Genomic DNA, 24,553 nt, shown 5'->3' with positions numbered 1-24,553 from the left:
GAATCAACGCGGCCCTGCAGCTGTCTAAGCGCGGCGGCGGGGTGGCCCTGCTGCTGAGCAATCTGCGTGAGCTGGGCGCGCCGATCAAGCACATCGAGAACCAATCCAGCGGCGTCGTGCCCGTCATGAAGCTTCTCGAGGACTCGTTCTCCTACGCCAACCAGCTGGGGGCTCGCCAAGGAGCCGGAGCGGTGTACCTCAACGCGCACCATCCCGACATCATGCGTTTTCTCGACACCAAGCGCGAGAACGCCGACGAGAAGATCCGCATCAAATCGCTGGCACTGGGCGTGGTCATCCCCGACATCACCTTCGAGCTCGCCAAGCAGAAGAAGCGGATGGCGCTGTTCAGCCCCTACGACGTGGAGCGCGTGTACGGCAAGCCCTTCGCCGACATCTCCGTGACCGAGCACTACGACGAGATGGTCGCCGACGACCGCATCCGCAAAACCTACATCGACGCCCGCGAGTTCTTCATGACGATCGCCGAGATCCAGTTCGAGTCCGGATACCCGTACATCCTGTTCGAGGACACGGTCAACCGCGCGAACCCCATCGAGGGCCGCATCACCATGAGCAACCTGTGCTCCGAGATCCTCCAGGTCCAGGAGCCCAGCACCTACAACGAGGACCTCACCTACAACCATGTCGGGCGCGACGTCTCGTGCAACCTCGGCTCGCTGAACATCGCGAAGGCGATGGACGGAGGTCTGGCCGACACCGTCGAGACGGCCGTGCACGCGTTGACCTCCGTGGCCGAGCACACCCGCATCGACGCGGTCCCCTCCATCCGCCGGGGCAACGACGAGGGCCACGCCATCGGACTGGGCGAGATGAACCTGCATGGCTTCCTCGCCCGCGAGGGACTGATGTACGGATCCCCCGAGGCCCTGGACTTCACCGACATGTACTTCATGACCGTGGCATTCCACGCCTACACGGCCTCGCACCGGATCGCCGTCGAACGCGGGCACCCCTTCGCAAGCTTCCCGACCAGCGCCTACGCCAAGCCGGCAGGCAAAGGCAACTACTTCGACAAATACACCGATGGACGCCGCTCCTTGGAACCCGCGACCGACCGCGTGCGCGCGCTGTTCGAGAAGTTCGGAGTGCGGATCCCCACCGTCGACGACTGGCGCGAACTCCAGAACGAGATTCTGCGCGACGGCATCTTCAACCAGAACCTCCAGGCGATCCCACCGACCGGATCCATCTCGTACATCAACCATTCCACAAGCTCCATCCACCCAATCGCCTCGAAGATCGAGATCCGCAAGGAGGGCAAGATCGGCCGCGTGTACTACCCCGCGCCGTACATGACCAACGACAACCTCGACTACTTCAAGGACGCCTACGAGCTGGGATGGAAAGCCATCATCGACACCTACGCCGAGGCCACCCAGCACGTGGACCAAGGACTGTCGCTCACGTTGTTCTTCCCCGACACCGTGACCACGCGCGACCTCAACAAGGCCCAGATCTACGCATGGCGCAAGGGAATCAAGACGCTCTACTACATCCGCATCCGACAGCAGGCGCTGGAGGGCACGGAGGTCCAAGGCTGCGTGTCCTGCATGCTGTGAGCGGCCCGGCAAGGGCACGCCCCAGCAAGCGCACACCACAACAGCACACATAGACACAACACACATAGGGATATCGGACGGAACACACGAAAGGAAATCTGTGATGACCAGCAACGCCGCAGAGGAAACGCTTGAGGCAACGTCTACCGTAGACCCGATGGAGCGGTTCCCGCGATTGACATACCATCCGGTCACACGCGTCCAGGCGATCAACTGGAACAAGATCATCGACCCCAAGGACAAAGAGGTCTGGGACCGCCTGACCGGCAACTTCTGGCTGCCTGAGAAGGTTCCGCTGTCGAACGACATCCCCTCGTGGGGCACGCTCACCGAGGCCGAGCACACCCTTGTCATGCGCGTGTTCACCGGATTGACGCTGCTGGACACCATCCAGGGCGTGGCCGGGGCGCCACGGCTGATACAGGACGCCATCACGCCCCACGAGAAGGCCGTGTTCTGCAACATCACCTTCATGGAGGAGGTGCATGCGAAATCGTACTCCTCGATCTTCGAGACATTGTGTTCGTCGAAGGAGGTGGACGAGGCGTTCGACTGGTCCGAAGAGAACGCCAATCTGCAGAAGAAGGCGCAGATCGTGCTCGACTACTACAACGGCGACGACCCGCTCAAGGTGAAGATCGTCTCCGTGCTGCTCGAATCCTTCCTGTTCTACTCGGGATTCTTCCTGCCCTTCTGGCTGTCCTCCCACGCCAAGCTCACCAACACCGCCGACATCATCCGCCTGATTCTGCGCGACGAGGCGGTGCACGGCTACTACATCGGCTACAAATACCAGATCGGACTCGAGAAGCTCGACCAGGAACAGCGCGACGAGCTGCAGAGCTACACGTACGAGCTACTGCAGGATCTTTACGAGAACGAGGTCGAATACACCGAGTCCCTGTATAAGGACGTCGGCCTGGTGGACAAGGTGCTCAGCTTCGTGCGGTACAACGGCAACAAGGCGCTGATGAACCTCGGCTACCCCGCGCTGTTCACCGCGGAGGACACCCAGGTGGACCCGGCCATCCTGACCTCGCTCTCGCCCAACGCCGACGAGAACCATGACTTCTTCTCCGGATCCGGCTCGTCCTACGTCATGGGCAAGGCCGTGGAGACCGACGACGACGATTGGGACTTCTAGGAGTTCCGTGCCATCAAGGAGGTCCGGAACCACAGAGAGTGTGGCCCGAACCTCGAGGCGCTCTACAGACGGCCAGACCGGCTGGGGTCGATGTGCATGGTTTGGAAACGGTGCGCCATCACGTCGTTGCCAAAATGCGTCGCGAAGAAGTCGGTGATGGGGGCGGACGATGCCCGCCCCGCCATCCTGCCGTACCAACAGTCGAAGGCCATGAGAGTCATGGCGATGTCGATCACCATCAGCACGGCGCAGACGGTGGTCAGCGAATATCTCACCCGCCACGGGATGAGATTGATCAACGCCAACGTGCGTGGAAGAAGAAGCTTGACCCACAGCACCGACAAAAGTCCCCAGAAGATCATGTACTTCCCCGATGTCCGGCCACCGACCGACAGCCACTGACCCGTGTAGTCCCATGCGGTGATTCCGAACGCGACCTCCATAAACCAACTGACCAGATACTCGAACGCCCCGCCGACGACCGCCCCGACCGCGAAGATCAGCCACGGATTGGACCGCCACAATCTGTTGAGGATAACCGTCAACAGCACGGCCCCACAACCGTATATGGGTGAGAACGGACCCCACAGAAGTCCCGCGCGATCCTCGAATGCCCCCGATGTCACGAACCGGTACACCGTCTCGAGTGCCAGACCAAAAACGCTCGCGATGACGAACAACCAGAAGATATTGAAGAAATCGAGAGCTATGTATCCGCGTCCGGTCTCATCCCTGCCGACCATTCCCCGAGCGGCGTCCTTCTCGTAATCCTCAAACTCGTCCATCCGGCGCAGTGTGTGCTGAAGACGACGTTCCGCGATAAGACCCGGGTCGAGCGCGATCGACGCCCCGATCAGCACCACCAAGCGTGAGATGGGACCAAGCAGATCGGGAACGACGCCCTCAAGCGCGAGCGTCAGCATCCCCTCCGCCACTGTCGGAACGATAAGCACATAGGCCCAGAGCGCGGCATGCCTTCTTCTTACCGCAAGCAGCAGGCCACCGAAAACGACAAGGCCCAGAGCCACCGCGCCCTGAACGATGACACGCGCACAGAAAAGCTGAAATGTGAGATCGAGCGCATCGATGCGCTCCTCCCCATCACCGAACCGCCTGATAGCGTCGACGCCAGTCACCACCACCACCGGAGACACGACCAGTCCGGCCGCCATGACTATGGCACCAAGGACACGAGAAACCTTTGGCGACGCCTCCCACCACGAAGACTCCATCGTCTCATCAACGCGCTTCCCCACGCGCCGAAAATTCATGTCCACCTCCCCGGAACGGTCAACACAATGCCGGCCCCATCACGCTACCATCAGATCACCTATCACCGCACGACCATCGAATTCATCAAATACCCAGAAATCGTCCAGCGACTCTGCGGAGGTCACACAGCACCACACCGGATGAGTGGGCTTAGCTGTATTCCGTTGAGACATAGAGGACGAATCCGCAGGCCATCTGGCCCGGAACCCCCACCCTCCACCAAGAAAGGCCAGACATGGACCCGTACACACCACACGACACCTCCAACAACAGCAGCAGAGACACCGACAACAGCACCGACAACACCGCGGCCACCGCACAGCAGACTCCACAGAACACCGCGACCAGCCCGCTACCTGCCGGCGACTTCCAAACCGCCACCAGCGACGACGGCCCGCGCACGACATGGCCGCAGACGGCGTCGACAACCCTTTCAGGAACGGCAACCCCGACAACAACGCAACAGGGCCAGCCCCGGGAACAGTTCGCCGCCAGCACACAGGCGTGGAACAGCCAGCAGCAGGGACAGGAGCGCAAGGCGCCTTCCGTCCAGCCCAATGGCATCTGGACCGGAGCCCCCACATACGGATCGGCCCCCAACGCCGGATCTCCATCCAATTCCGCGGGCCCCTCCAACTCCGGAGCGCCCTCCAACCCCTTCGCCTATCCCGCAGGTTCCATGCCATCCCAGCAGACTGATTCGCAGCGCAAAGGCCAGGGACAGAAAGGAAAGCACCGCACGGCCCTGCTCGTCACGGGAGCGGTGATTCTCAGCCTCGCATGCGGTGCGACAGGAGGCGCCATCAGCGGCGCGATCATCGCCGCGAACACCACCAGCGGAACTTCATCGTCCTCCACCCAACAGATGGGCGGCATGAGCGGCCAGATGGGTGGCCAGGGAATGATGCAGGGAAACTCCAACGGCAACTCATCCAACGGAAATTCGTCGAATGGCGACTCCTCCGACGGAGATTCCTCAAGCGGAAACTCATCCAGCGGCAACTCCTCAAGCTCGTCGAGCAACACCGCCAGTCAGCGAACAGCCTGATCCGCCAAACCCACCCCTTCTCCCTCAGCGAACACACTACGTTTCGCGTAGCGCTACGAATGGCGTATCGTGATACCGGCATAACAACCATGTGATGTTCAGGGGTGGGAATGACGACGGTACTGCAAATCCTCAAACGTGACATACTGCGAATCGTTCGCGTTCCCACCGTATGGATCGTCATCGTCGGTCTTGTCGTTCTCTCGCCGCTGTACGCGTGGTTCAACATCATCGGCTTCTGGAACCCCTATGGGAACACCGGCTCGATCCGTGTGGCCGTCGTCAACGAGGACAAAGGCGCGACCGAAAAAGGACTCGGAACCATCAACCTCGGCGACGAGCTCGTCTCCACTCTCAAAACCAACAACGACCTGGGCTGGACCTTCATGGATCGGACCCCGGCGCTCAACGAGGTCCGATCCGGCACAAGCTACGCGGCCATCATCATCCCCAAAGACTTCAGCTCCAACCTCATGGGCGTCGTCAAAGGAACAACCTCACGGCCCGCACTTCAGTACTACGTCAACGAGAAGATCAACGGCATCGCGGCCAAGGTGACCAACACCGGGGCCACCACAGTGGAACGCGAGGTGAACAGCGCGTTCGTCGCAGGAGTGAGCCATGTGGTCGCCTCGGCCATCAACAGAGGCGTGGACTCGCTTTCCTCCGACACCTCCGCAACAAGCAGCTCCGTCGTCAAGGACATCGCCACGGTACGCGCCAACATCGCCACGCTCGAATCCGTGATCGACGACCTTGACGGAACGCTCGCTTCGATTCCTGAGAAAACTGCACGGGCCAAGCAATCCATCGCCACCGCCCAAAGCTCCGCTATTCAAACGGCCGCGACGCTCAAAACGACATCGGCGCTGATCTCCTCCACACAGTCGTCCCTCAACTCCCAGGCTGCATCCACGTCGACATCACTGGACACCGCCTCATCCTTGGTCTCGCAGGCCGCGTCCAACACGAACCTCAGCATCACATCCCTGGCGGCCCAACTCACCAAAGCCAACGGAACAGTGGGAACCGCCGTCGACAAGGCCCAGCAGATCAACACCGAGACGCAGGACATCATCGACACGCTCGAATCACTGGATCTGCCCATCGTCGAACCGGTCATCACCAAGCTGGACCAACGCAACACATCCCTTGGAACGATCATCGACAGTCTGGGTACTCTCAACACCAGCATGGGAACGACCATCACCAGCACGGACAACAGCTCCAACGCGGTGACCAAAGCCACCCAATCCACTCTGTCCACCACGGACAAGGCGCGTCAGTCCCTGAACTCCACCGCGCTCCCCGAGCTCAACACCGGACTGACCACGCTCTCACAGACAGCATCCACCCTCAGCGGACAGCTCAGCGGGCAGACATCGCTTCTGGCCCAGACGACGACGATTCTCAACCAAGTCAACACAACAGCCACGGCCACACGGTCATCACTGGCCTCCACAAAATCGGGATTGGCGAGAATCGACTCCAAGCTTGACACCCTCGCCACCGATCTGACGGCCATCGGCGACTCGACCGCACTGTCCGACCTTCTGGGGAAAAGCGGAAAACTCGATGTGTCGCGCATAACAGCGTTTATGCTTTCTCCGACCGTCCTGTCCACCAAAACCGTGTACCCCGTCGACTCATACGGCTCCGGAATGAGCCCGCTGTTCACGAACATATCGTTGTGGGTCGGAGCGTTCGTCCTGATGGTTATTGTCAAGCTCGAAGCCGATGACGACGACCTCGATGTCATCCCGACTCCCGCGCAACGCTACTGGGGACGATGGCTGTTCCTCGCCATCCTCGCCACCCTCCAGGCCCTCACAACGACGATCGGGGATCTGGTCATCGGCGTGCAGACGGCCAGCCCAGGAATGTTCATCCTCACCGGGGTCATCACATCACTTGTCTATTTGAGCATCACCTACGCGCTCTCCACCACCTTCATGCATGTGGGCAAGGGTCTGTGCGTCGCGCTGATCATGATCCAGATTCCCGGCGCGTCGGGAATCTACCCGATCGAGATGATGCCGCGCTTCTTCCGGGCGCTCTATCCCTTCTTCCCGTTCACATACTCCATCTCCGCCCTGCGCGAGACAATCGGCGGATTCTACGGAAACCACTGGCTGATGGACATCCTCAAGCTCCTCCTGTTCGCGCTTCTCGCGTTCATACTCGGCATCGTCGTCCGGCCTCATCTCGCCAGCGTCAACAAGCTCTTCGCTCGCGAAATCAAGGAAGGCGACATGATCCTGTGGGAACCCGTCCAGCTCCCCGGCGGGGAATACAGGCTCTCCCAAGCCATTCACGCACTCGCCGACAAGGAGGATTATCGAATGGCCATCGAGCGGCGCGCGTCCGGCTTCGCGATCCGCTATCCACGTCTCAAGCGAGGCGCTTTGATCGCCGGAATCATCGTCCCCGCCATCCTCGCCGTGGTGTTCTCCCTGACCACCGGCACCAAGCTGCTCTCACTCGCGGTATGGGTGCTGTGGATTCTGATCATCATCGGATTCCTGATGTCCATTGAACTTATGCGGGACAGCATCGACCGTCAGATCCGGCTCGGCTCGCTCAGCGACGACGCCATTCGAAACGCCATATCGCAATCCCGGGGATCGCGTCTGTGGACGCACGACCGCTCGGCGAGGCATGCCCCCCAAGCCGGTTCCTCCCCGGACGCCCCCACCATAGTCATCGACCCCATCACGCCCAACGAGGAAGGAGGCGCCAAATGAAAGCGATTGGCAGACTCTTCGTCGACGATATGCGCCACATCACCGGCAATATCGTCTCCGTGATCATCGTGATCGGCCTCGTCGTCATCCCTGGACTTTTCACCTGGTTCAACGTGGCCGCCAGCTGGGACCCGTTCTCGAACACAGGAAACCTCAAATTCGCGGTGGCCAACACCGACGACGGCTATAAAAGCGAGCTTCTCCCCGTCCGCATCACCGTCGGCGACCAGGTCGTCGACACGCTTCGGGCCAACAGTCAGCTCGACTGGACGTTCACATCCAAGGCCGACGCCATCGACGGAACGAAATCCGGCAAATACTATGCGGCCGTCATCATCCCCAAGGACTTCAGCAAGCGGATGATGACATTCTTCTCCAGCGATTCCGAGAACTCCCAGCTGACCTATTACACCAACGAGAAGTTGAACGCCCTGGCGCCCAAGGTCACCGGGCAGGGAGCCGACGAGATCGCGGCCGAGATCAACGAGACATTGGCCAAAACGCTGGCGACCACGGCTCTGGGCATCGCGTCGGACCTCTCCGACCAACTCGACAAACCCCAGGCTCGCACATGGCTGTCATCCTTCTCGTCGAACATCTCCGATGTCGCGGACCAACTCACGGACGCCGCCACGAACGTCAACTCCTATGCGGCTCTTATGACCGGGTCGCAGTCGCTTATCACCTCGTCGCAGAGCCTTCTCAAGCAGGCGTCCGGACAGGCGTCCAGCGCAGGCAAGGACATATCGTCGACCGCGTCGGGGGTGACGGATGTGTCCTCCGCGCTTGATGCGGCGATATCGACGCTCTCCTCGGCCCTGAAGGAAAGCTCGTCAAGCATCACATCCGTAGGGAAAAGCATCGACACGACGTTCTCGGACGCATCCACCACATCCTCCGACGCATCCGCAAGCCTGAGGGCGCAGGCCAGCCTGGTGGACGACCAAATCAAGGAATATGAGTCCATCAGATCCACGGTGACATCGCTCGCCTCGCAGGTCAAGGATGTCCCCGCCGCGGCCAAGGCGCTCAATCGCGTCGCGGACCGTCTCACCACGATCATCACCGGACTCACCTCCGTCAGGGATTCCCTCACGTCCTCGGCCACGGATATCGACACGAAGAACTCGGACGTTCAGAAAACGCATAAGGCCGCGGCGAAACTGGCGAATCAAGCGGCGGCTGAGATCTCCTCAACGAGCACCACCATCAACGGCTCACTATCATCGCAAATCTCCTCCATCGCATCGGGAATCCAGAAAACGGTGAACACTCTGTCTGGGGAATCGGACGATCTGAACACGGCACTTTCCGACTTGGACAAGGATGCCGGAACAGCCTTGAAGGACATAGCCAAAGTGCGCAAGGTGCTGACGAGCACCTCAACGCTTCTCACGCACACGGCTACGACGATCGACGACTTCAGCACCCGCCTCACCAAGGCGCTGGACAGCGACGACATGGACGCCGTCCGCAAGATCCTCGGCAACGACTCCGAAACGCTCGCGGCGACACTGGCCGCCCCCGTGACCATGACACGGCATGTGATGTACCCCGTGGCAAACTTCGGCACGCAGATGACCCCGCTGTACACCTTCCTGCCGCTTTGGGTCGGGTCGCTGCTTATGGCAGTCACGCTGAAAACGAATATCTCGAAGCGACGGCGAGCGGCGCTGGGAGACCCCAAACCCCATCAGATGTTCCTCGGACATTTCGGGGTCTTCGCGGTGATCGCCCTGCTTCAAAGCACTTTCTCCTGCGCTGGGAACCTTCTGTTCCTGCGTGTGCAGGCGAACCATCCCATGCTGTTTATGCTCGACGGATGGGTGAGCTCCCTCGTGTACGCCTTCTTCATCTACACGCTTGTCGCGAGCTTCGACAACGTGGGCAAGGCCATAGGAGTGATCTTCCTAGTGGTGCAGATATCCGGATCGGGAGCTGCCTACCCCATGCCCATGCTGCCCGAATTCATCAGCAAGATCAGCCCATATCTGCCCGTGACGCACTCCGTCACAGCCCTTCGGGCCGCCATCGCCGAAATCTACAACAACGACTACTGGATCGCGTTGGGGAAGCTCCTGCTCTTCATCCCTCCAATGCTTCTTCTGGGCCTCGTTCTACGCAAACCGCTCTTCCGTCTCAACCGTTCCTATGCGGCCGCGGCGGAAAGAACCAAATTGCTCTAGAACGGAAGGAGAAGGAGCACCACAATGAGCGCGACCACTGCCAGAGAGCGCACCCGCGAGGAGACGGACAGAAAGATTCTTCAGACCATGCTGGAGATCGCCGCCTCTCGAGGTGTGGGAGCGATCACCATCGAGGAGGTCGCGCGCCGAAGCGGCGTGGCCAAAACTACTATCTACCGGCGATACCGCAACTCCGACGACATGCTCCACAAGATAGGCACGCTGGAGATGGCGGGATCGCAGGATCTGGCCAATCTGGATCCCAGCCGGGACAGCCTGAGGCTTCTGCTGGAAAGGGTCCGCGAGCGCTTCACCACCGGGATAGGCATCAAGGCGGTGAGCGTTCTCCTATCATCCAACAGCACCTACTTCAGTGGAATCATCGATCAGGCCATCGTTCCCGAGCTGCGGCACTTCAGCGATTTCATCGCACGCGGGCAGAAATCGGGAATCTTCCGCATGGGCCTTCATCCGAAGTTCCTGTTCGGCACGATCATCGGCTCGATGGTGGCGATGCAGGCCCTGGCCGAAGGAACACCCGACAACGACTCATGGTCCGAACGCATGACGGCGCTGCTGTGGCCGGCGATCACCGACCAGCCATCCGAACGGCCCGCACGCGGAAGCCTCGGGAGTGTAGAGGCCCCTATCGGGTGACGGAGGCCTGTTCCCGCGTCAGCTCCAGAGCCTTGTTGAAGGCCTCGCTCGTCCAACTGGCCCCCGCCACGGTGTCGATGGACAAACCCTTCAAGGGACGCCCCACCACGACGGATGAGATGCTCGAAGCGAAAGCCTTCTGATGCTTCTTGGAGATGGCGTTGGCCGGATTTCCCGTCACCTTGACGGATTTCACCGTACCGTCCTTCACCGTCAGACGCACGTCGATGCTGTCCTCGCGGATGGGACCATACTCCCCACGGGTCGAATACGTCCCGTCACGGTACAGTCCCGTGTCACTCGACGACGAGGACGATGAGGACGATGCGGATGACGAGGACAATGAGGACATCGACGAGGAGGACTCAGCAGAGCCGCCGGCATAGTCGTCATCCAAGGGAACGGCACGCGCGCCACAACCCGCAACGGCCAGAACCACGGCGGCCACGGCCGGAACGGCAAGACGTCCATCCACCATCAGAGCGCCTCCTGCGTGCGCCCATCCGCGGCACGGCCATCCGAAACGAAATCCGTGCGAATATCAACCTTGCCGGCCTTGGACGGACTGACGAATCCGCCGGACGTCTCCCGCTCCGACCCGGAGGACGCGGGCCGCCCGCCCGCACGCTCGTACTCACTCCGGGCGGACTCGTCGTTCCATCGCTCCCCCGCGAGAACACCATGATTAAGCATGATCTCCCTCTCGGAACAGGACGCGACCGCGGCGTCATGAGTCACGACGATGATGGTTGTTCCCTCTTTATGTAGACGCCGGAACAGGTCAAGCACGATGGCCTCGTTCGCCTCATCAAGGTTGCCCGTGGGCTCGTCCGCAAGAATCACCCGCGGACTGTTGATCAGGGCTCGGGCCACACACACCCGTTGCTGCTCTCCACCGGACAGCTGCCGTGGCAGATGTCTGGCCCGATCTCCAAGGCCCACCTGCTCCAAGGCCCTCATGGCCTCACGCTCATCGACCACCGAGTGGTAGTACTGCGCCACCATCACGTTCTCCACCGCGGTGAGGTGCGGGACAAGATGGAATTTCTGGAACACCAGTCCGACCACATTCTTGCGAACATCCGCCAGCTGCGCGGACGTGAGGTCCTCCAGACGGTGTCCGTCGATGGACACCGATCCCGAAGTCGGGGTGTCCATACAGCCGATGATGTTCATCAAGGTCGTCTTGCCCGATCCCGACGACCCCACAATCGACAGCCACTGGCCCTGGGGCACCGTGATGCTCAGATCATCCACTGCATGGAGGTCGCCGTATATCTTCGACACGTGGTCCAACTCCACAAGCATCGGCTTTTCCGCTCCACCCATTGCGTCCTTACCTCTCATTGCGTCAATGTCCCTCATCGCACCCACTTCCCTCATCACGTCGACGTCTTCCGTCACGTCGTCTCCCTCCATCCGCTCACTCCTCTCTCAACACGACGGCCGGATCGATATGCGAGGATCGACGCAGCGGCGGCACCGAGGCGAGCATCGCCATGACCACGCTCATAAGAACCGAACCCGCTGCCAGCGGCCAGTTCATCTCGAGTGAACGGTCGAACACCACGACCGTGAGCACCGCCGCGAACACGTACCCCAAAGCGGTGCCAAGGACCCCGCCAAGCAATCCGTACAATCCCGACTCCACCAGAAACTCCGAGGCGATGCCGGAATCCGACGCGCCCAAAGCCTTGCGCAGCCCGATCTCATTGCCTCGTTGGGCGACGATCGACGATATGGTGGTGGACACCCCGACGAACGTGAGAACGAGGACCACCACCGACACGATCCAGAACAAGGTCCGAAGCATGGTGATGATCCGGGTGTCCGCGGCGGTGATGCGCGTGACGGTCCTCGCCGACACATGCATAGACGTCATGTCGTTGATGGCCTCAACCGTTTTCGCGAGCCCATCATCCGACGCCTGCGTGGAGTATTCGATCACGTCCACTCCACGCGACGACCCCGCGAGCGTGTCCACATCGGAATTCACCGCGTAGATCATCCCGTCCTCGGAGCCGCCCGTATCCACGATTCCCGAGACTTGGAACTCGGTTCCCTTCGTGTCGAGGATGTCGTCGGACCCCTGGGAACGATAGGCGACGGTGACGGTCCCCCCGACCTCAAGATCCATGGCGTCCGCGACATCACGCCCGACCATCACCGAACCGGACGAGGGCCAGGCGCCGTCGACGCTCCAATGCCCATTCAAGTTTCTGACGGCAGAGGGGGTGATGCCGGCGACCACATAGGATGCGGCGTTCACGCGGACGTTCTCGTAACGGTACGTCGCATACGCCGCCTCGGCCCGGGCCCTCACCATCGAGGTCGTGTGCTCGACCATCGCCTTGTCGATCCCACCTTTGCTTTCCCACGTGGAATCAGGCGTGACGATGAGATTCGCGCCATACGACCGCATCTCCCGCGTCATCTGCTGAGGGACGGCCAGACACACGGCCGCCAGGCAGAACAGCGTCGCGGCCCCCACCACGGACGAGACGATCGCCATGACGGCCCGGGACCGGCGCCTCAACACCGCGCCCCGCAGCATCGCAAGGAACATGCGGGCATTCGATTCCATAGGTTTTCTACCGGCCATGCAACACCTCCGCGGGACGAAGCCCCAGAATCGAGCGGATCGACGACAACGAGGCCACCAGGGCCACGACCGTGAGCAGAACCGCCACCAAAACGAAAACCATCGGCCGCATCGTCACACCAGCGCCGAACACGACATGGCCAATCAACTGCGCCACGGCGGAGCCCAGGCCCGCGCCCACCAAGGCCCCCGCGCAGGAGATGGCGGCCGTCTCAGCAAGAACCAGACGCGACACGGCGCCATCCGTCGCTCCCACGGCCTTCAACAGAGCGAGCTCGTCGGAGCGTTCGGCGATGGACGCCGCCATGAGGTTGGCCACAGCCACTGCGGCGGCAAGAAGGCTCAGCGCGGTCATCAGGATCATCACCGCCTGGGTTTTGCGAAGCACACTGCCCTGCAGAGCAGCCACCTGCCGAACCTGTTTGGCCACCACACCCGGTATGGCCTGCTCGATCTGATACGCGATGGAGCTGGGGTACGCCGTGCAGTACCACGTCTCCCACTCCTCCTGCGTCAGCGCGGCCGGATTTCGCGCGGCCTTGCGGGCCAGATCGTTCTCCGGGGTTGTCAGTGCCTTGACCTCGATGGAACTCACCTCGCCCGGCAAATTGGACAGAGCCTGGGCCAATGAGGACGACATGTACAGCGACCCGTCGTCATCATCGCCCGAATCGACCACGCCGACGATCCTCACGACCTGCGTCCGTCCGTCATCAGCGAGAGTGACGGAATCTCCGACGCCCACGCCAAGAGTGGAGGCCAACATCTTGCCGATCATCGCCTGGTTGGTTCCATCCTTGGCCCACGATCCGTCGACCTTCCACCACGACCGCATGCCACGCACCCCCGCGGTCGTCGTCTCGCCGGAATCCACCGAGACGTTTTTCGCGAACCATGTGCCGACAATGGGAATTCTGGTGGACCCCACCATCGCATGGACGGTGATCTTGGGCGCGAAATCCACGATGTTGTACGCCCAGAAAATCGTTTTGATCGCGGTCGCCTGAGACTCCTTGATGAACGAGGTAGGATCCGCGCCTCCCGAGGACGATCCGGTCCCATCCTGCGACCCATACAGATCGTCGACCACCGCGTCGGCCTTCGGCTGCACGGTGATGTTCGACCCGTAGGTGCTCAACTCCGCGTTGAGTTTGTCCCCCACATCGAAGACGACTCCCAGCATCGCCACCGACACCGTGGCGGACAGGCACACGGTAAGAGCGATGAGCAGACGCCGGCGAAGCTCTCTGCTGAAGGACCTATAGACCATTCTTATGAAGAACATCGCCACCGCCTCACTGGAAATGCGAGCTCAACGCGTCGAGAACCGATGTCTGGATGACGATCTTGCCGTTCTGCGTCGTGTAGTCGAAGGGGATGGGGTTGCACCCACCCTTGAATCCGATCGTCGCCAGATTGATGGCCACCTCGCATCGTTTGCAGATGATCTTCCCGTCCTTCTCGTAGTACCCGGCATCCCCACAGTTCTCGCAGGCGTCCAACCCCACGCCGTAGGCTCCGCCGTTCTTTTTTATGATGATGAACCGCATGACGGTGCCGTCCTTGGCCGTGTATTGGAAACGGTGGAGATGACCGTCGGCGACCTGGGCGAACGTGATGGTGGCGACCCCCTGCGAAAGCGAGTATTTCTCAGGAGGCGACAAGGTGATGACCTCGGTGGACCGCGCGACTCCGACCGTCATCGTCAGAACGACCATGACCATCGCGCATATGCTCCATAATGCGGAAACTCGCGCATGGCGACGCCGAGCCCTTGCGACGCGCGCCCGGGCATTACCCACCTCCGGGCCGGCACTTCCGACCGCAACCGCCCCGGAGACCGCGTCGCAACCGTCGTCATGGGGATGCCGAATCCCCATCAGCAGGCTGAATCCCACCGGAAGAAGGAACACCAGTGCCTGCGCCATGATGAACCAATCGTTGTGGTTGATCGACCATGCCAGAAGAACGAACAACCGCATAGGGAACGCCGGATCGCGGGCCTGGACTATCTGCAGAAGCGCGGTGAGATGCTGCATCCAGACGATCACGACAAGAATGCAGGCCGCGCCTACGAACCAGGGACGAACCTTCGGCGTGGACCGCATCGTGCGGAAAATCGCCGCCACGACAACACTCAGACCGACCCCCAGCACGAATCCGGACGCGCGAAGAAGCATGTCGGACGTGAAGACGGGATCACCCGGCTCCACCCAGATGGTGAGCTCCAGAATCACATCCGGGACGGCGAAGAAGATGGTAAGCGCGATCATCACGGCCGACAGGGCATTGGCCAGATCCACAAGCTGGTGCCGCGATGGCCATCCGGAAACAATCCGGGTGGATGCCGCCACCAGTACGATCACCAGAGAATCGATGACGACCAGCGCCACCAGCACCGGATAGTTGATGAACGTACGCTGGTTCACCACGGCCGTGGCGCGCAGCGCGGCGAACACGACGGCCGCCACGAGGCCCAAGGCAAGACCCCAGAGCCTCCACGCATGACTGCGTGGACGACGCCGTCCCTCCCCGACCGCGAACACGACCGAGAGCGACATGATCACCAGGGCCGGACCGAGCACGCCCGGCATCACCGCGACGAATTGTTTGAGCATTGCCTATCCTTGGATCACGACGGTCTGAGTCCCGAAAAACGCCCGGAGCAACGCGGATTCTCGGAGCCGACCCCCAGCGTCTACCACTCGCGTGGCGTGTAGTTCCATCCGTCGAAAGTCACCGTCAACGGCGTTGTCCAGAAGCGCCCCTTGACCCCCGTCTCGGAGTCGACGTGAAGCATCCATCCACGCTTTGCCGGTGATTCGATCGACAGCTTGAGCTTGTACGTGCCGGCCTTCTCAAGCTTCACGTTGGCGCCGTAATGGGGTCCATCCGAGGCGTTCATCTGCATGAAGGTTCCCGAGGTCGCCTTGCCCCCCTCGACCTCCTTACCTGTGGATGTGTCGATGATCTCGTAGTTCACCGTCAGGTCGGGGATGAAGTCACCCTTGCCGTAACCCAGAGTCGTGGCCTTGCTGTTGCCATGGATGTCCGCCTCAAGATGGAAGCTCGCATCCGCGGCCTTGAGCCCCATTCCTGACGGCTCCATGTCGACCGGCTGGAAATAGACCGCGCCGACCATGAGGATGCCGACCTCCTGATCCTGATTCGATCCGACAGGAACCTCCTCGAATCCCGAATCCGCCGTTGAGGAGCTGGACGACGTGCCCGAAGCCGTCGATGAGCTCCCGCTGGTGGATGAGCCACAGCCTGACAGAACAAGCGCCCCGGAGAGCGCGAGCGTCGCAAGTGCCGCAAGTGTGCTTCTCTTTCTCATTTTCATTGGTTGTGTTCCTTCTCTTGTTTGTCGGTGGTCTTTTTGACGGCCGGTTCAGCCCCACGTCCCGGTGAACCGCCACGACTCGATGCCCATCCCACGCCCATGAGCACGGCCACCGCCGCAGCGGCCACGACCTGCGCGACCAGAGTCTCCCAGTAGGGATAAAGACCCAGCCAATCGCTCGTGGGTGCTCCGACCACGTAATGTCCGTCGACAAGATCGCCTTCGATCAGCGCGTGCACACCACCACCCGCGAAGGCGACGACAAGCACGGCCATAAGAACGCTGGTGACGATGAAGAAAGGCCGTATTGGTATACGCACGGACGTGTATCGGATGAGCAGGAACACAGCCACGAGAACGACGGCCGCGCACAGGGCTCCAAGCCAGACTCCGGTGGTGTCGCCGTCGGTCATCGACAGCATCGCCTGATAAAAGATCACGGTCTCCGCACCCTCGCGGAACACCGTCAGGAAGCTCAGCACGACCAACGACAGAAGGCTTCCGGCGGACACTGCGGACAACGTTTTGGCAGCGATATAGCTGTTCCACGCCTCAACTGACGATTTCGACAGCATCCAGTTGCTGGTGTAAAGAAGCATGAGCATGGCCACCAGAGCGACAACACCCTCGGTGATCTCCTGTTGCGGCCCGGATCCGCCGAACAGCATGGTGAACGCGAAAGCGAGGATTCCGCTGGCGACCAGCCCCAGAACGATTCCCAGATACACCCATCTGGTCATCCGGCGGTTCCCGGATTTGACAAGGTAGGCCACTATGGCGGCGACGACGAGAATCGCCTCCAAACCCTCACGAAGAAGGATGAGGAAGGCCTGCCCGAACGCGCTTGTGACGAAACGGGTAAAGATTGAGACATCCGAACCGGAGCCGGCGTCGAGGGTGGCGGCATCCTCGACGAGCATGGCCTTGAGCCCCGCCACCAGGATTTTGACGTCCTTCTTCGGCATCGTCCCGGCCATCATCGCCTGCCGAATCCTCTTGAATCGGTATTCGACCTGCGAGACTCGGCTGCCGCTGATCACGTTCATGACGTTCTTCTCGAAGCCGAGCTTCTCGTAATGCTGGTAGTACACCTCGTTGACCAGCCCGGCTCCCGCCGAGCCCTCTCCCGCGGCGTAGCGCGCGTACGCCCGGTCAAGAATCGTGGACATATCGTCGGCCACATCGGTCCACGTCCGATCGCCCTTGCCGGTGTTTTTTTTCTTCGCGGCATCGAGACGTTTGCGGTCCGCAGCTATCTGCGCGGCCTGCTCCTTGGCGTATGTCGATGGAGAAGCGAGGGATGCGGTGGCATCGAGCGCGGTCGACGCGGAGGAGAGGCCCTGGCCAAGTGCTTCGATGCCCTTGTCTATGGCGTCCGCATTCCCCTCGGCGAAGAATAGCGTCTGCATGGCGGTGAATTCATCCTGCAGACCCGTCTGTCTGTCGGATCCCAATGTGTCGCGCACGACGGCCGCGAAATTGGAAGCCACGTACAGCGAATTGTAGGCGGACATGAACGTCGACGAGGCGGTGGACACGTCTCCGGCATGGTACTGGTTCCGCGCCTTCCCCATCTGCGTCACGATGGAGTCCGCCACGGCGGACCATGACTCGTAGTCCGTGGATGACGTCGGCGATATTGTGGCGGCGGACGTTGTGGCGATCTCAGCGATATCCGCGGAGGCCGTGTCGGCGGATGCTTGAACAAGCGACGACGCCCCCATGATCGTGACGGCAGACAGGAACGCCACGACGAACACCGCCACCATCACGGACGCCTTGACGCGACGTCCTGACCGCGTGGTGATGCCCATCGCCCGTTCTCCCATCTCTCCTCCGTCGGATCCGGCATCGGCCGAACCCACGCGACTCGCCCACATCGATGACCACAGGCGAAATCCACATCCCAAGCTAGAGGAAACGGACTGAAACACCAGTCTTGTTTTTTGTTCCAAACCGTTGTATTGGAGGATCGATTTTCCCGGCGTTTCCTCGCATTCCCTCACACGCCGAAGCACCCCGCATCTCACTATGCGAAACACTCATGGCGACGATCCAGCCACTAGCATGGAGGCCATGCGAACCGCACGGAATCAGGACGGACCGGGAACCACCCTTGGCTCCGCCGATCGTTCCACCCTGTGCGGTCCCGACGTCGCCATGACCCCCATCGCTCGTGATGGCGCGAATCATCTGCGGTATCGGGCGATCTTCCCCAATGCCGTCGGCACGGGAGTGATCATCCAATCAAGCGGCCCAATCTGCGATGCCACCAGAACCCGGCTCATCCAACTCATCGAGGATTTCGAGGCGACGCTCTCCCGTTTCCGCGAGGACTCCCTGGTGGGGCTTATGAGCCGCGCCACACATGGCGGCGCATTCGATTTTCCCGAATGGTCGTCGCCGTTGTTCGACCTCACCGACCGCTTTGTGGATCTGGCGGGCGGTCGTCTCGACCCCTGCGTGGGCGAGGATCTCATGAGGCTCGGATACGGCTCGGACCTCACATTCCGTATGGCCGCAGACGCCCCCGATCATCTGGGAAGCCTCCATGGACGACCCACGTGGGAACATGACGTCGTCAGAAACGGGACCACGCTGCGTACCCGCGGTCCTCTCCACCTTGATTTCGGCCTGTGCGGCAAGGGGTTCCTTGTGGACCTCATGACCTCTGTCCTGCTGGACGAGGACCCAGGCCGCGAGTTTCTCGTCAACGCCGGCGGAGATATGCGTGCGCGAGCGGACGAGCCGCTTGCGGTGGGATTGGAGGACCCACGCGACGAGGATGCGGGAGTCGGAGTCGCGCGACTGTCGTCCGGAGCGTTGTGCGCGTCGTCGCCAAGCCGGCGCCACTGGCGGGCGTCAGCCGCTCTGGAGGCGCATCATCTCATCAACGCATTGGATGGAATGCCGGTGACGGATGTCGCCGCCACCTGGACGCACGTGCCAGACCGGGACGGTGACGGGCGGGAAATCGCATACCCGACCGCCACAGCGGATGGACTGGCCACCGCGTTGTTCCTGCTGCCCGTGGAGGCCCTGCTGCCGCTTCTCCCTTTCAGTTGCCTTACGCTGTCCGCCGATCTGCATGCGACAATCGGCGGCGACTTCCCGGGAACGGTTTTCACCTCCTGACGCGATTTCTTCATCACGCCCGCTGCGCACGCGACGACGATCAGCCCATATCCCCCAGCGCAAACTGGCTGTTGTACAGGTCCGCGTAGAATCCCTTGGCCGCCAGCAGCTCGTCATGGGTTCCCCGTTCGACGATGTCCCCGTGGTTCATGACGAGAATCATGTCGGCGTTGCGGATTGTGGATAGCCTATGGGCAATGACGAAGCTGGTGCGTCCCACCGTCAGCGAGTCCATCGCCTTCTGGATGAGCTCCTCGGTGCGCGTGTCCACCGACGATGTGGCCTCGTCCAGAATCAGTATCGGAGCGTCTCTCACCATTGCCCGTGCGATGGTGAGAAGCTGCCTCTGACCTTGGGACAGCTGGGATTCCCCCTCGATCACCGTGTCGTATCCCTGCGGAAGCGATCGGATGTATCGGTCCAGTCCAACCGCACGACATGCGTTCTCCACCGCCGCGTCCGAAACCCCGGACTGCGCGTATCGGACGTTCTCGCGCATCGTCCCCCGGAAAACCCACGTGTCCTGGAGCACCATGCCGAACTGCTCGTGCACGTTCGAGCGCGGAACCGACCGCGTGTCGATGCCGTCGATGCTGATCGAGCCGTCAGATATCTCGTAGAACCGCATCAGCAGGTTCACCATCGTTGTCTTGCCCGCGCCCGTGGGACCCACAATGGCGACCTTCCCACCGGCCGGAACGACCGCCGAGAAATCATGAATGATCAGCGAATCCGGGTCGTATCCGAAACACACATGATCGAACACCACGTCCCCACGAACCTGGGCGGCGCTTCCCAACAGACAGGGCTTGCCCGACTCGTCAGGCATGGGCGTCTCCTCGAGGAAAGCGAAGACGCGCTCCGAGGCCGCCGCGCATCTCTGCAGGTTCTGGAAAGCCTGCGCGAACTGGGCCAACGGCTGGGTGAACATTCGGATGTACATCATGAACGCCACGATCACCCCGAAGGAGATGGTCCCGTCCATCGCCCTCGACGCGCCCACCACACAGACGACCACATATCCCAGATTGCCGACCAGATTCATCAGCGGCATCATCAGACCAGAAAGGAACTGGCTTTTCCAGCCCGAATCGTACAGGTCGGTGTTGTACCGTTCGAAGCGGCGGATGGCATCGGCCTCGCCGTTGTAGGTTTTGACGACGATATGCCCGGTGTACATCTCCTCGACGTGCCCGTTGACATCCCCCAGCGCCTGCTGCTGTCTGACGAAGAACCGCTGGGACGTCCCCATGATCACGCCCATGATGACCATCCCCAGCACGCTCGCCCCAATGGCCCACAACGTCATGACCACGTCGTTGCGGAACATCATCACCAACGACCCCACGAACAGCGTCACCGAGGTGATGAGGGAACCGAGGGACTGTCCGAGTGTCTGGCCGATCGCGTCAACATCGTTGGTGATGCGCGACAGCACGTCCCCATGACTGGTGCGGTCGAAATACCGTAGAGGAAGCCTGTTGATGGTGCTGCTTATGGATTTGCGAAGATTCTGCGCGGTGCGCTGGGTGACGTCCGCCATGATCCAGCTCTGAACATAGCCCAGCAGCGCGTATCCCACGTACAATCCCACAAGAATCCACGCGATGCGCCCCACCGCCTGCAGATCCACGGATCCCATGACGGGCTTGCCGTTGACCAGTGACGGAAGCCCCTTGAGGATCTCGTTGGTGATGTCACGGAGTCTGTCGGGGCCAATGATCTGGCACACCGTGCCCGCGGCCCCGAGAACCAACGCCACCACGGTGGCGGGGACGTATCGTCGGCTGTACCGCGCAAGCTTCGCCATCACCGCGGCGAAGTCATGCGGGCGCTCGACCGCACGGCCGCCAGGTCCACCAGGGCCCCCAGGACCATGTCCCATTCGTGCGTTAGCCATCATCCACGCTCCTTGTCCGCCATGCCCAACTCGCTTTCGCTCAGCTGCGACTGCGCTATCTGTCTGTACACCGGGCAGGTCCGCAGCAGATCACGATGCGTTCCCTGACCGACCACCCGGCCATCGTCGAGCACGACGATGCGGTCGGCTCCCATGATGGTTCCCACCCGCTGGGCGACGAGGAGGACGGTTGCTGAGGACATCCGTTCGTGAAGCGCCTCACGCACCGCGCGATCCGTGCGGAAGTCCAGCGCGCTGAACGAGTCGTCGAAAACCAATATCGGAGGATCGCGGTACACGGCCCTCGCGATGGACAGCCGCTGTTTCTGCCCGCCGGAGACGTTCTCGCCACCTTGGGATATGCGCGCGTCGTAGCCGCCGTCCATCCGGTCGATGAACTCGTCGGCCTGGGCCACATGGGCCGCACGCCGCACACGGTCCAAGTCCTCGACGTCCGCTCCATAGCAGATGTTGGACGCAACGGTCCCTTTGAAAAGCACCGACTTCTGAGGAACATAACCAATTCTGGACCTCAGCGACTCGGTGTCGTAATCGCGCACATCCACCCCGTCGACCAGAACCTGACCACCGGTCACGTCATAGAGCCGCGGCACAAGGTTGACCAGCGTGGATTTCCCCGACCCGGTCGACCCTATGAACGCCACGGTCTGCCCGGGACGCGCGGTGAAGCTCACGTCACGCAGCATCGGCTCGCGCGACCCGGGATAGGTGAAGCTCACGTCACGGAACTCGACCGTTCCGCTCATACCCGGCTCCCCGTCGTGCCGGCCGCCCGCTACGACGGCAGGCTTCGTGGCGATGACCTCAAGCACCCTTCGCGCGGACACGTCGGCACGGGGAAGAAGCACGAACACCATGCTCATGAGGAGGAACGCCATGATGACCTGCACCGAGTAGCTGGAGAAGACCACCATGTTGGAGAACAGCGTGAGCCTGTCGGAGGCGCCCGCCTCCTCGATCAGGTAGGCGCCGATCCAATAGACGGCGAGCATCAGGCCGTTCAGCACCGTGTTCATCAAGGGCATCATGATGGCCATCGACCGGTTGGTGAACAGCTGGGTGTCGGTGAGATCACGGTTGGCGCCGGCGAACTTGCGCTCCTCATACTCCTCGGCGTTGTAGGCTCTGACGACGCGCAGCCCGGTGAGGTTCTCACGAGCCACATCGTTGATGTTGTCGGTCAGGCGCTGCATGCTGCGGAACTTGGGGAGGACCATCCACATGAGAATGGCCACGGCGGCCATAAGTATGACGACGGCGACGCCAGTGGCAAGCGTCCATTCGAATCCCTTGCCCGCGATTTTGATCAGAGCCCACACGGCCATGATCGGCGCGCGGACCAGCAGGAGGAGTCCCATGGTGATGAACATCTGTATCTGGGTGATGTCGTTGGTCGACCGGGTGATCAGACTGGCCGTGGAGAAGCGTCCCATCTCCTCGGGTCCGAAGGACTCCACCGACGCAAACTCCATCGACCGCAGGCGCTTCCCGAACGAGGCCGCCACGCGGGCCGCGATGAATCCGGTGATCACCGCGCACAGCACCGACCCCAGCGACACGAGGAGCATCTTGCCGCCCGCCACCCAGATGTCCCGCATCTGGCTTCCCGGCGTCTCGACAAGAACCGTGATGTCCGACATGTAATCGGGGAGCCGCAGGTCGAGCCAGACCTGACCGACGACGAACAGCAGCCCGAGGGCCAGCTGCCCCACCTCGCCCTTGGACAGATATCGGGAGATACGAAACATGGGATTCCTTCCCGCCGTGCCGTGGGGGTTCGAACCCCCACGGCTGATGTGACAGCGCCCTGGGCACCACCGGAACGACGATGGGGAGCGACAAGGACCCACGACCCGCGCAACGCACCGGAGAGTGGGACCACGACGATTGTCCCCAGCATCTTACGTCTTAAGCTTCAACTGATAGATTCTTACGCTCAAAGATAATTAGTTATGTGAGATCCACATCCCACCATCATTTCGGCGTGTTGCCGAACGCCGCCGCGACCTCCTCGGGCGTGGGTCGGGGCTCGCCCGGGCGGCACAGCGACATGTACGTCGAGAACTCCTTGGTCAAGTCGACGAACTCCCGCGTGCGTCGCTCACCCATCTGTCGGAATATCCAGCAGATCGACGATCTCATCTCCTCATACCCACGCTCGACCTCCTCACGGCCCGCGTCGGTGAGGTTCACCAGCACGGTCCGACGATCGGACGGATCCATGCCGCGAGTCACAAAACCCTTGCGTTCCAACACCGTAAGAAGCGCCGACACCCGACCGGAGCTTGCCCGCAACGCCGCCGCGAGCCGCGATGGCGTGCAGGTGCCATGTCGTTGCAGATACCTGAGCACAAAGGGCTCCCCCTTGCCAGCGCGCATCAGCCTCGTCTGCATCTGCGACCGCCCCGCGGCCACCGTCGCGAACAGCTCATCCACGGCCTCCCGCTCGTATCCCATGGCAAAAATCCCCTTTCGGCATCTGGTCCGTCGCCCACCCGCGGACACTGGAATCCCGTGTCATGAGACCCTTCAACATCAGATCCCTGGCGGATATCGTCACAGTATATTATCTTACCCTTGGAGATAATACGCATTCCTCAACCACCGCAGAAGAGCATATTTTGAACCAAGGCCCCACAAGATTCAAGGCTGCTCCTACAGTGGTGCCTCGTCGCGTCAAGGCTGACGGCCACCGAGCGCGCCACGGGGATGAGAGGACATGATGGATACAACCGCACGATCCCAGAACGGAGCCACGGCATCGCCGACGAATGCCAATCCACAGGACGCGGGGCTGAGCAAGACGCTCAAGAACCGGCACATCCAGCTCATCGCGCTCGGCGGGGCGATTGGAACGGGACTCTTCTATGGATCAAGCGAGTCCATCCAGCTGGCCGGCCCTGGCATACTCATCGCCT

General features: G+C 61.4%; 18 protein-coding genes and 1 pseudogene. 8 read left to right on the top strand and 11 right to left on the bottom strand.

The genetic code is table 11. The features are described from left to right. Both nrdE and nrdF read left to right on the top strand, forming a co-directional pair. The coding region (nrdE, locus tag Q1X90_RS00135) for a class 1b ribonucleoside-diphosphate reductase subunit alpha (protein ID WP_300765635.1) at positions 1-1,583 on the top strand (1,583 nt) is incomplete at its 5' end. 157 nt (positions 1,584-1,740) lie between these two features. Beyond that, entirely contained in the window at positions 1,741-2,727 is a 987-nt protein-coding gene (gene nrdF / locus Q1X90_RS00130; RefSeq protein WP_300765639.1) for a class 1b ribonucleoside-diphosphate reductase subunit beta, read from the top strand. A 62-nt stretch (positions 2,728-2,789) separates the two neighbouring features. Here nrdF and Q1X90_RS00125 read toward each other — a convergent pair whose 3' ends face one another. After that, complete coding sequence (locus Q1X90_RS00125) at positions 2,790-3,998, bottom strand: hypothetical protein (RefSeq protein ID WP_300765634.1); 1,209 nt, start codon at positions 3,996-3,998, stop codon at positions 2,790-2,792. A 236-nt stretch (positions 3,999-4,234) separates the two neighbouring features. Here Q1X90_RS00125 and Q1X90_RS00120 point away from each other — a divergent pair, with 236 nt between their 5' ends. The 4 genes from Q1X90_RS00120 (at position 4,235) to Q1X90_RS00105 (ending at position 10,634) form a co-directional block, all read left to right on the top strand. Further along, positions 4,235-5,047 carry a hypothetical protein gene (locus Q1X90_RS00120; RefSeq protein ID WP_300765633.1) on the top strand — a complete coding sequence of 271 codons (813 nt, stop codon included), beginning with the start codon at positions 4,235-4,237 and terminating at the stop codon, positions 5,045-5,047. Between the two features lie 110 nt (positions 5,048-5,157). After that, entirely contained in the window at positions 5,158-7,791 is a 2,634-nt protein-coding gene (locus Q1X90_RS00115) for a YhgE/Pip domain-containing protein (protein WP_300765632.1), read from the top strand. Then, positions 7,788-9,977, top strand: a complete 2,190-nt coding sequence (locus Q1X90_RS00110) for a YhgE/Pip domain-containing protein (RefSeq protein WP_300765631.1) — start codon at positions 7,788-7,790, stop codon at positions 9,975-9,977. The genes Q1X90_RS00115 and Q1X90_RS00110 overlap by 4 nt, the downstream gene beginning before the upstream one ends. A 24-nt stretch (positions 9,978-10,001) precedes the next feature. Continuing rightward, on the top strand, positions 10,002-10,634 hold the full coding sequence (locus Q1X90_RS00105; protein ID WP_300765630.1) for a TetR/AcrR family transcriptional regulator: 633 nt from the start codon (positions 10,002-10,004) through the stop codon (positions 10,632-10,634). On the opposite strand, the gene Q1X90_RS00100 is transcribed toward Q1X90_RS00105, so the two are convergent. From Q1X90_RS00100 to Q1X90_RS00070, 7 genes are all read right to left on the bottom strand, one after another. Next, positions 10,624-11,112: an FMN-binding protein gene (locus Q1X90_RS00100; protein WP_300765629.1), complete on the bottom strand. Its 489-nt coding sequence runs from the start codon at positions 11,110-11,112 to the stop codon at positions 10,624-10,626. The genes Q1X90_RS00105 and Q1X90_RS00100 overlap by 11 nt on opposite strands. After that, positions 11,112-11,942, bottom strand: coding sequence for an ABC transporter ATP-binding protein (locus Q1X90_RS00095; protein WP_300765638.1), 831 nt, complete (start codon positions 11,940-11,942; stop codon positions 11,112-11,114). Before Q1X90_RS00095 ends, Q1X90_RS00100 begins: the two co-directional genes overlap by 1 nt. 115 nt (positions 11,943-12,057) lie before the next feature. Further along, positions 12,058-13,236, bottom strand: a complete 1,179-nt coding sequence (locus tag Q1X90_RS00090; protein ID WP_300765628.1) for an FtsX-like permease family protein — start codon at positions 13,234-13,236, stop codon at positions 12,058-12,060. Beyond that, positions 13,226-14,521 carry an FtsX-like permease family protein gene (locus Q1X90_RS00085; protein ID WP_300765627.1) on the bottom strand — a complete coding sequence of 432 codons (1,296 nt, stop codon included), beginning with the start codon at positions 14,519-14,521 and terminating at the stop codon, positions 13,226-13,228. Before Q1X90_RS00085 ends, Q1X90_RS00090 begins: the two co-directional genes overlap by 11 nt. A 10-nt stretch (positions 14,522-14,531) precedes the next feature. Then, entirely contained in the window at positions 14,532-15,854 is a 1,323-nt protein-coding gene (locus tag Q1X90_RS00080) for a DUF2318 domain-containing protein (protein WP_300765626.1), read from the bottom strand. An 80-nt stretch (positions 15,855-15,934) separates the two neighbouring features. Then, entirely contained in the window at positions 15,935-16,573 is a 639-nt protein-coding gene (locus Q1X90_RS00075) for an iron transporter (protein WP_300765637.1), read from the bottom strand. A 2-nt stretch (positions 16,574-16,575) separates the two neighbouring features. Beyond that, on the bottom strand, positions 16,576-18,408 hold the full coding sequence (locus Q1X90_RS00070) for an FTR1 family protein (protein ID WP_300765625.1): 1,833 nt from the start codon (positions 18,406-18,408) through the stop codon (positions 16,576-16,578). Between the two features lie 247 nt (positions 18,409-18,655). Here Q1X90_RS00070 and Q1X90_RS00065 point away from each other — a divergent pair, with 247 nt between their 5' ends. After that, the gene (locus Q1X90_RS00065) at positions 18,656-19,714 is read left to right on the top strand and encodes an FAD:protein FMN transferase (protein ID WP_300765624.1); all 1,059 of its coding nucleotides are present in this window, start codon (positions 18,656-18,658) and stop codon (positions 19,712-19,714) included. A gap of 40 nt (positions 19,715-19,754) precedes the next feature. Here Q1X90_RS00065 and Q1X90_RS00060 read toward each other — a convergent pair whose 3' ends face one another. The 3 genes from Q1X90_RS00060 to Q1X90_RS00050 form a co-directional block, all read right to left on the bottom strand. Then, positions 19,755-21,614, bottom strand: a complete 1,860-nt coding sequence (locus tag Q1X90_RS00060) for an ABC transporter ATP-binding protein (protein ID WP_300765636.1) — start codon at positions 21,612-21,614, stop codon at positions 19,755-19,757. Further along, positions 21,614-23,383, bottom strand: coding sequence for an ABC transporter ATP-binding protein (locus tag Q1X90_RS00055; RefSeq protein WP_300765623.1), 1,770 nt, complete (start codon positions 23,381-23,383; stop codon positions 21,614-21,616). Before Q1X90_RS00055 ends, Q1X90_RS00060 begins: the two co-directional genes overlap by 1 nt. Positions 23,384-23,609: 226 nt before the next feature. Further along, entirely contained in the window at positions 23,610-24,092 is a 483-nt protein-coding gene (locus Q1X90_RS00050; protein WP_300765622.1) for a MarR family winged helix-turn-helix transcriptional regulator, read from the bottom strand. Between the two features lie 262 nt (positions 24,093-24,354). Here Q1X90_RS00050 and Q1X90_RS00045 point away from each other — a divergent pair. Then, a pseudogene (locus Q1X90_RS00045) lies at positions 24,355-24,553 on the top strand (aromatic amino acid transporter AroP); the annotation flags it as partial.

This window comes from uncultured Bifidobacterium sp., from assembly GCF_949292005.1.
Taxonomy (GTDB): Bacteria; Actinomycetota; Actinomycetes; order Actinomycetales; family Bifidobacteriaceae; genus Bifidobacterium.
The sequence above is the reverse complement of the archived record's forward strand: the minus strand, read 5'-3'. Positions and strand labels throughout refer to the sequence as shown.

Coding starts and splice junctions, on each gene's coding strand:
- Q1X90_RS00080 (WP_300765626.1), bottom strand. CDS start 15,854: ATGCTCAAACAATTCGTCGCGGTGATGCCGGGCGTGCTCGGTCCGGCC.
- Q1X90_RS00120 (WP_300765633.1), top strand. CDS start 4,235: ATGGACCCGTACACACCACACGACACCTCCAACAACAGCAGCAGAGAC.
- Q1X90_RS00125 (WP_300765634.1), bottom strand. CDS start 3,998: ATGAATTTTCGGCGCGTGGGGAAGCGCGTTGATGAGACGATGGAGTCT.
- Q1X90_RS00075 (WP_300765637.1), bottom strand. CDS start 16,573: ATGAGAAAGAGAAGCACACTTGCGGCACTTGCGACGCTCGCGCTCTCC.
- Q1X90_RS00095 (WP_300765638.1), bottom strand. CDS start 11,942: ATGCTTGTGGAGTTGGACCACGTGTCGAAGATATACGGCGACCTCCAT.
- Q1X90_RS00050 (WP_300765622.1), bottom strand. CDS start 24,092: ATGGGATACGAGCGGGAGGCCGTGGATGAGCTGTTCGCGACGGTGGCC.
- Q1X90_RS00090 (WP_300765628.1), bottom strand. CDS start 13,236: ATGGCCGGTAGAAAACCTATGGAATCGAATGCCCGCATGTTCCTTGCG.
- Q1X90_RS00055 (WP_300765623.1), bottom strand. CDS start 23,383: ATGTTTCGTATCTCCCGATATCTGTCCAAGGGCGAGGTGGGGCAGCTG.
- Q1X90_RS00065 (WP_300765624.1), top strand. CDS start 18,656: ATGCGAACCGCACGGAATCAGGACGGACCGGGAACCACCCTTGGCTCC.
- Q1X90_RS00105 (WP_300765630.1), top strand. CDS start 10,002: ATGAGCGCGACCACTGCCAGAGAGCGCACCCGCGAGGAGACGGACAGA.
- Q1X90_RS00085 (WP_300765627.1), bottom strand. CDS start 14,521: ATGTTCTTCATAAGAATGGTCTATAGGTCCTTCAGCAGAGAGCTTCGC.
- Q1X90_RS00100 (WP_300765629.1), bottom strand. CDS start 11,112: ATGGTGGATGGACGTCTTGCCGTTCCGGCCGTGGCCGCCGTGGTTCTG.
- Q1X90_RS00060 (WP_300765636.1), bottom strand. CDS start 21,614: ATGGCTAACGCACGAATGGGACATGGTCCTGGGGGCCCTGGTGGACCT.
- Q1X90_RS00115 (WP_300765632.1), top strand. CDS start 5,158: ATGACGACGGTACTGCAAATCCTCAAACGTGACATACTGCGAATCGTT.
- nrdF (WP_300765639.1), top strand. CDS start 1,741: ATGGAGCGGTTCCCGCGATTGACATACCATCCGGTCACACGCGTCCAG.
- Q1X90_RS00070 (WP_300765625.1), bottom strand. CDS start 18,408: ATGGGAGAACGGGCGATGGGCATCACCACGCGGTCAGGACGTCGCGTC.
- Q1X90_RS00110 (WP_300765631.1), top strand. CDS start 7,788: ATGAAAGCGATTGGCAGACTCTTCGTCGACGATATGCGCCACATCACC.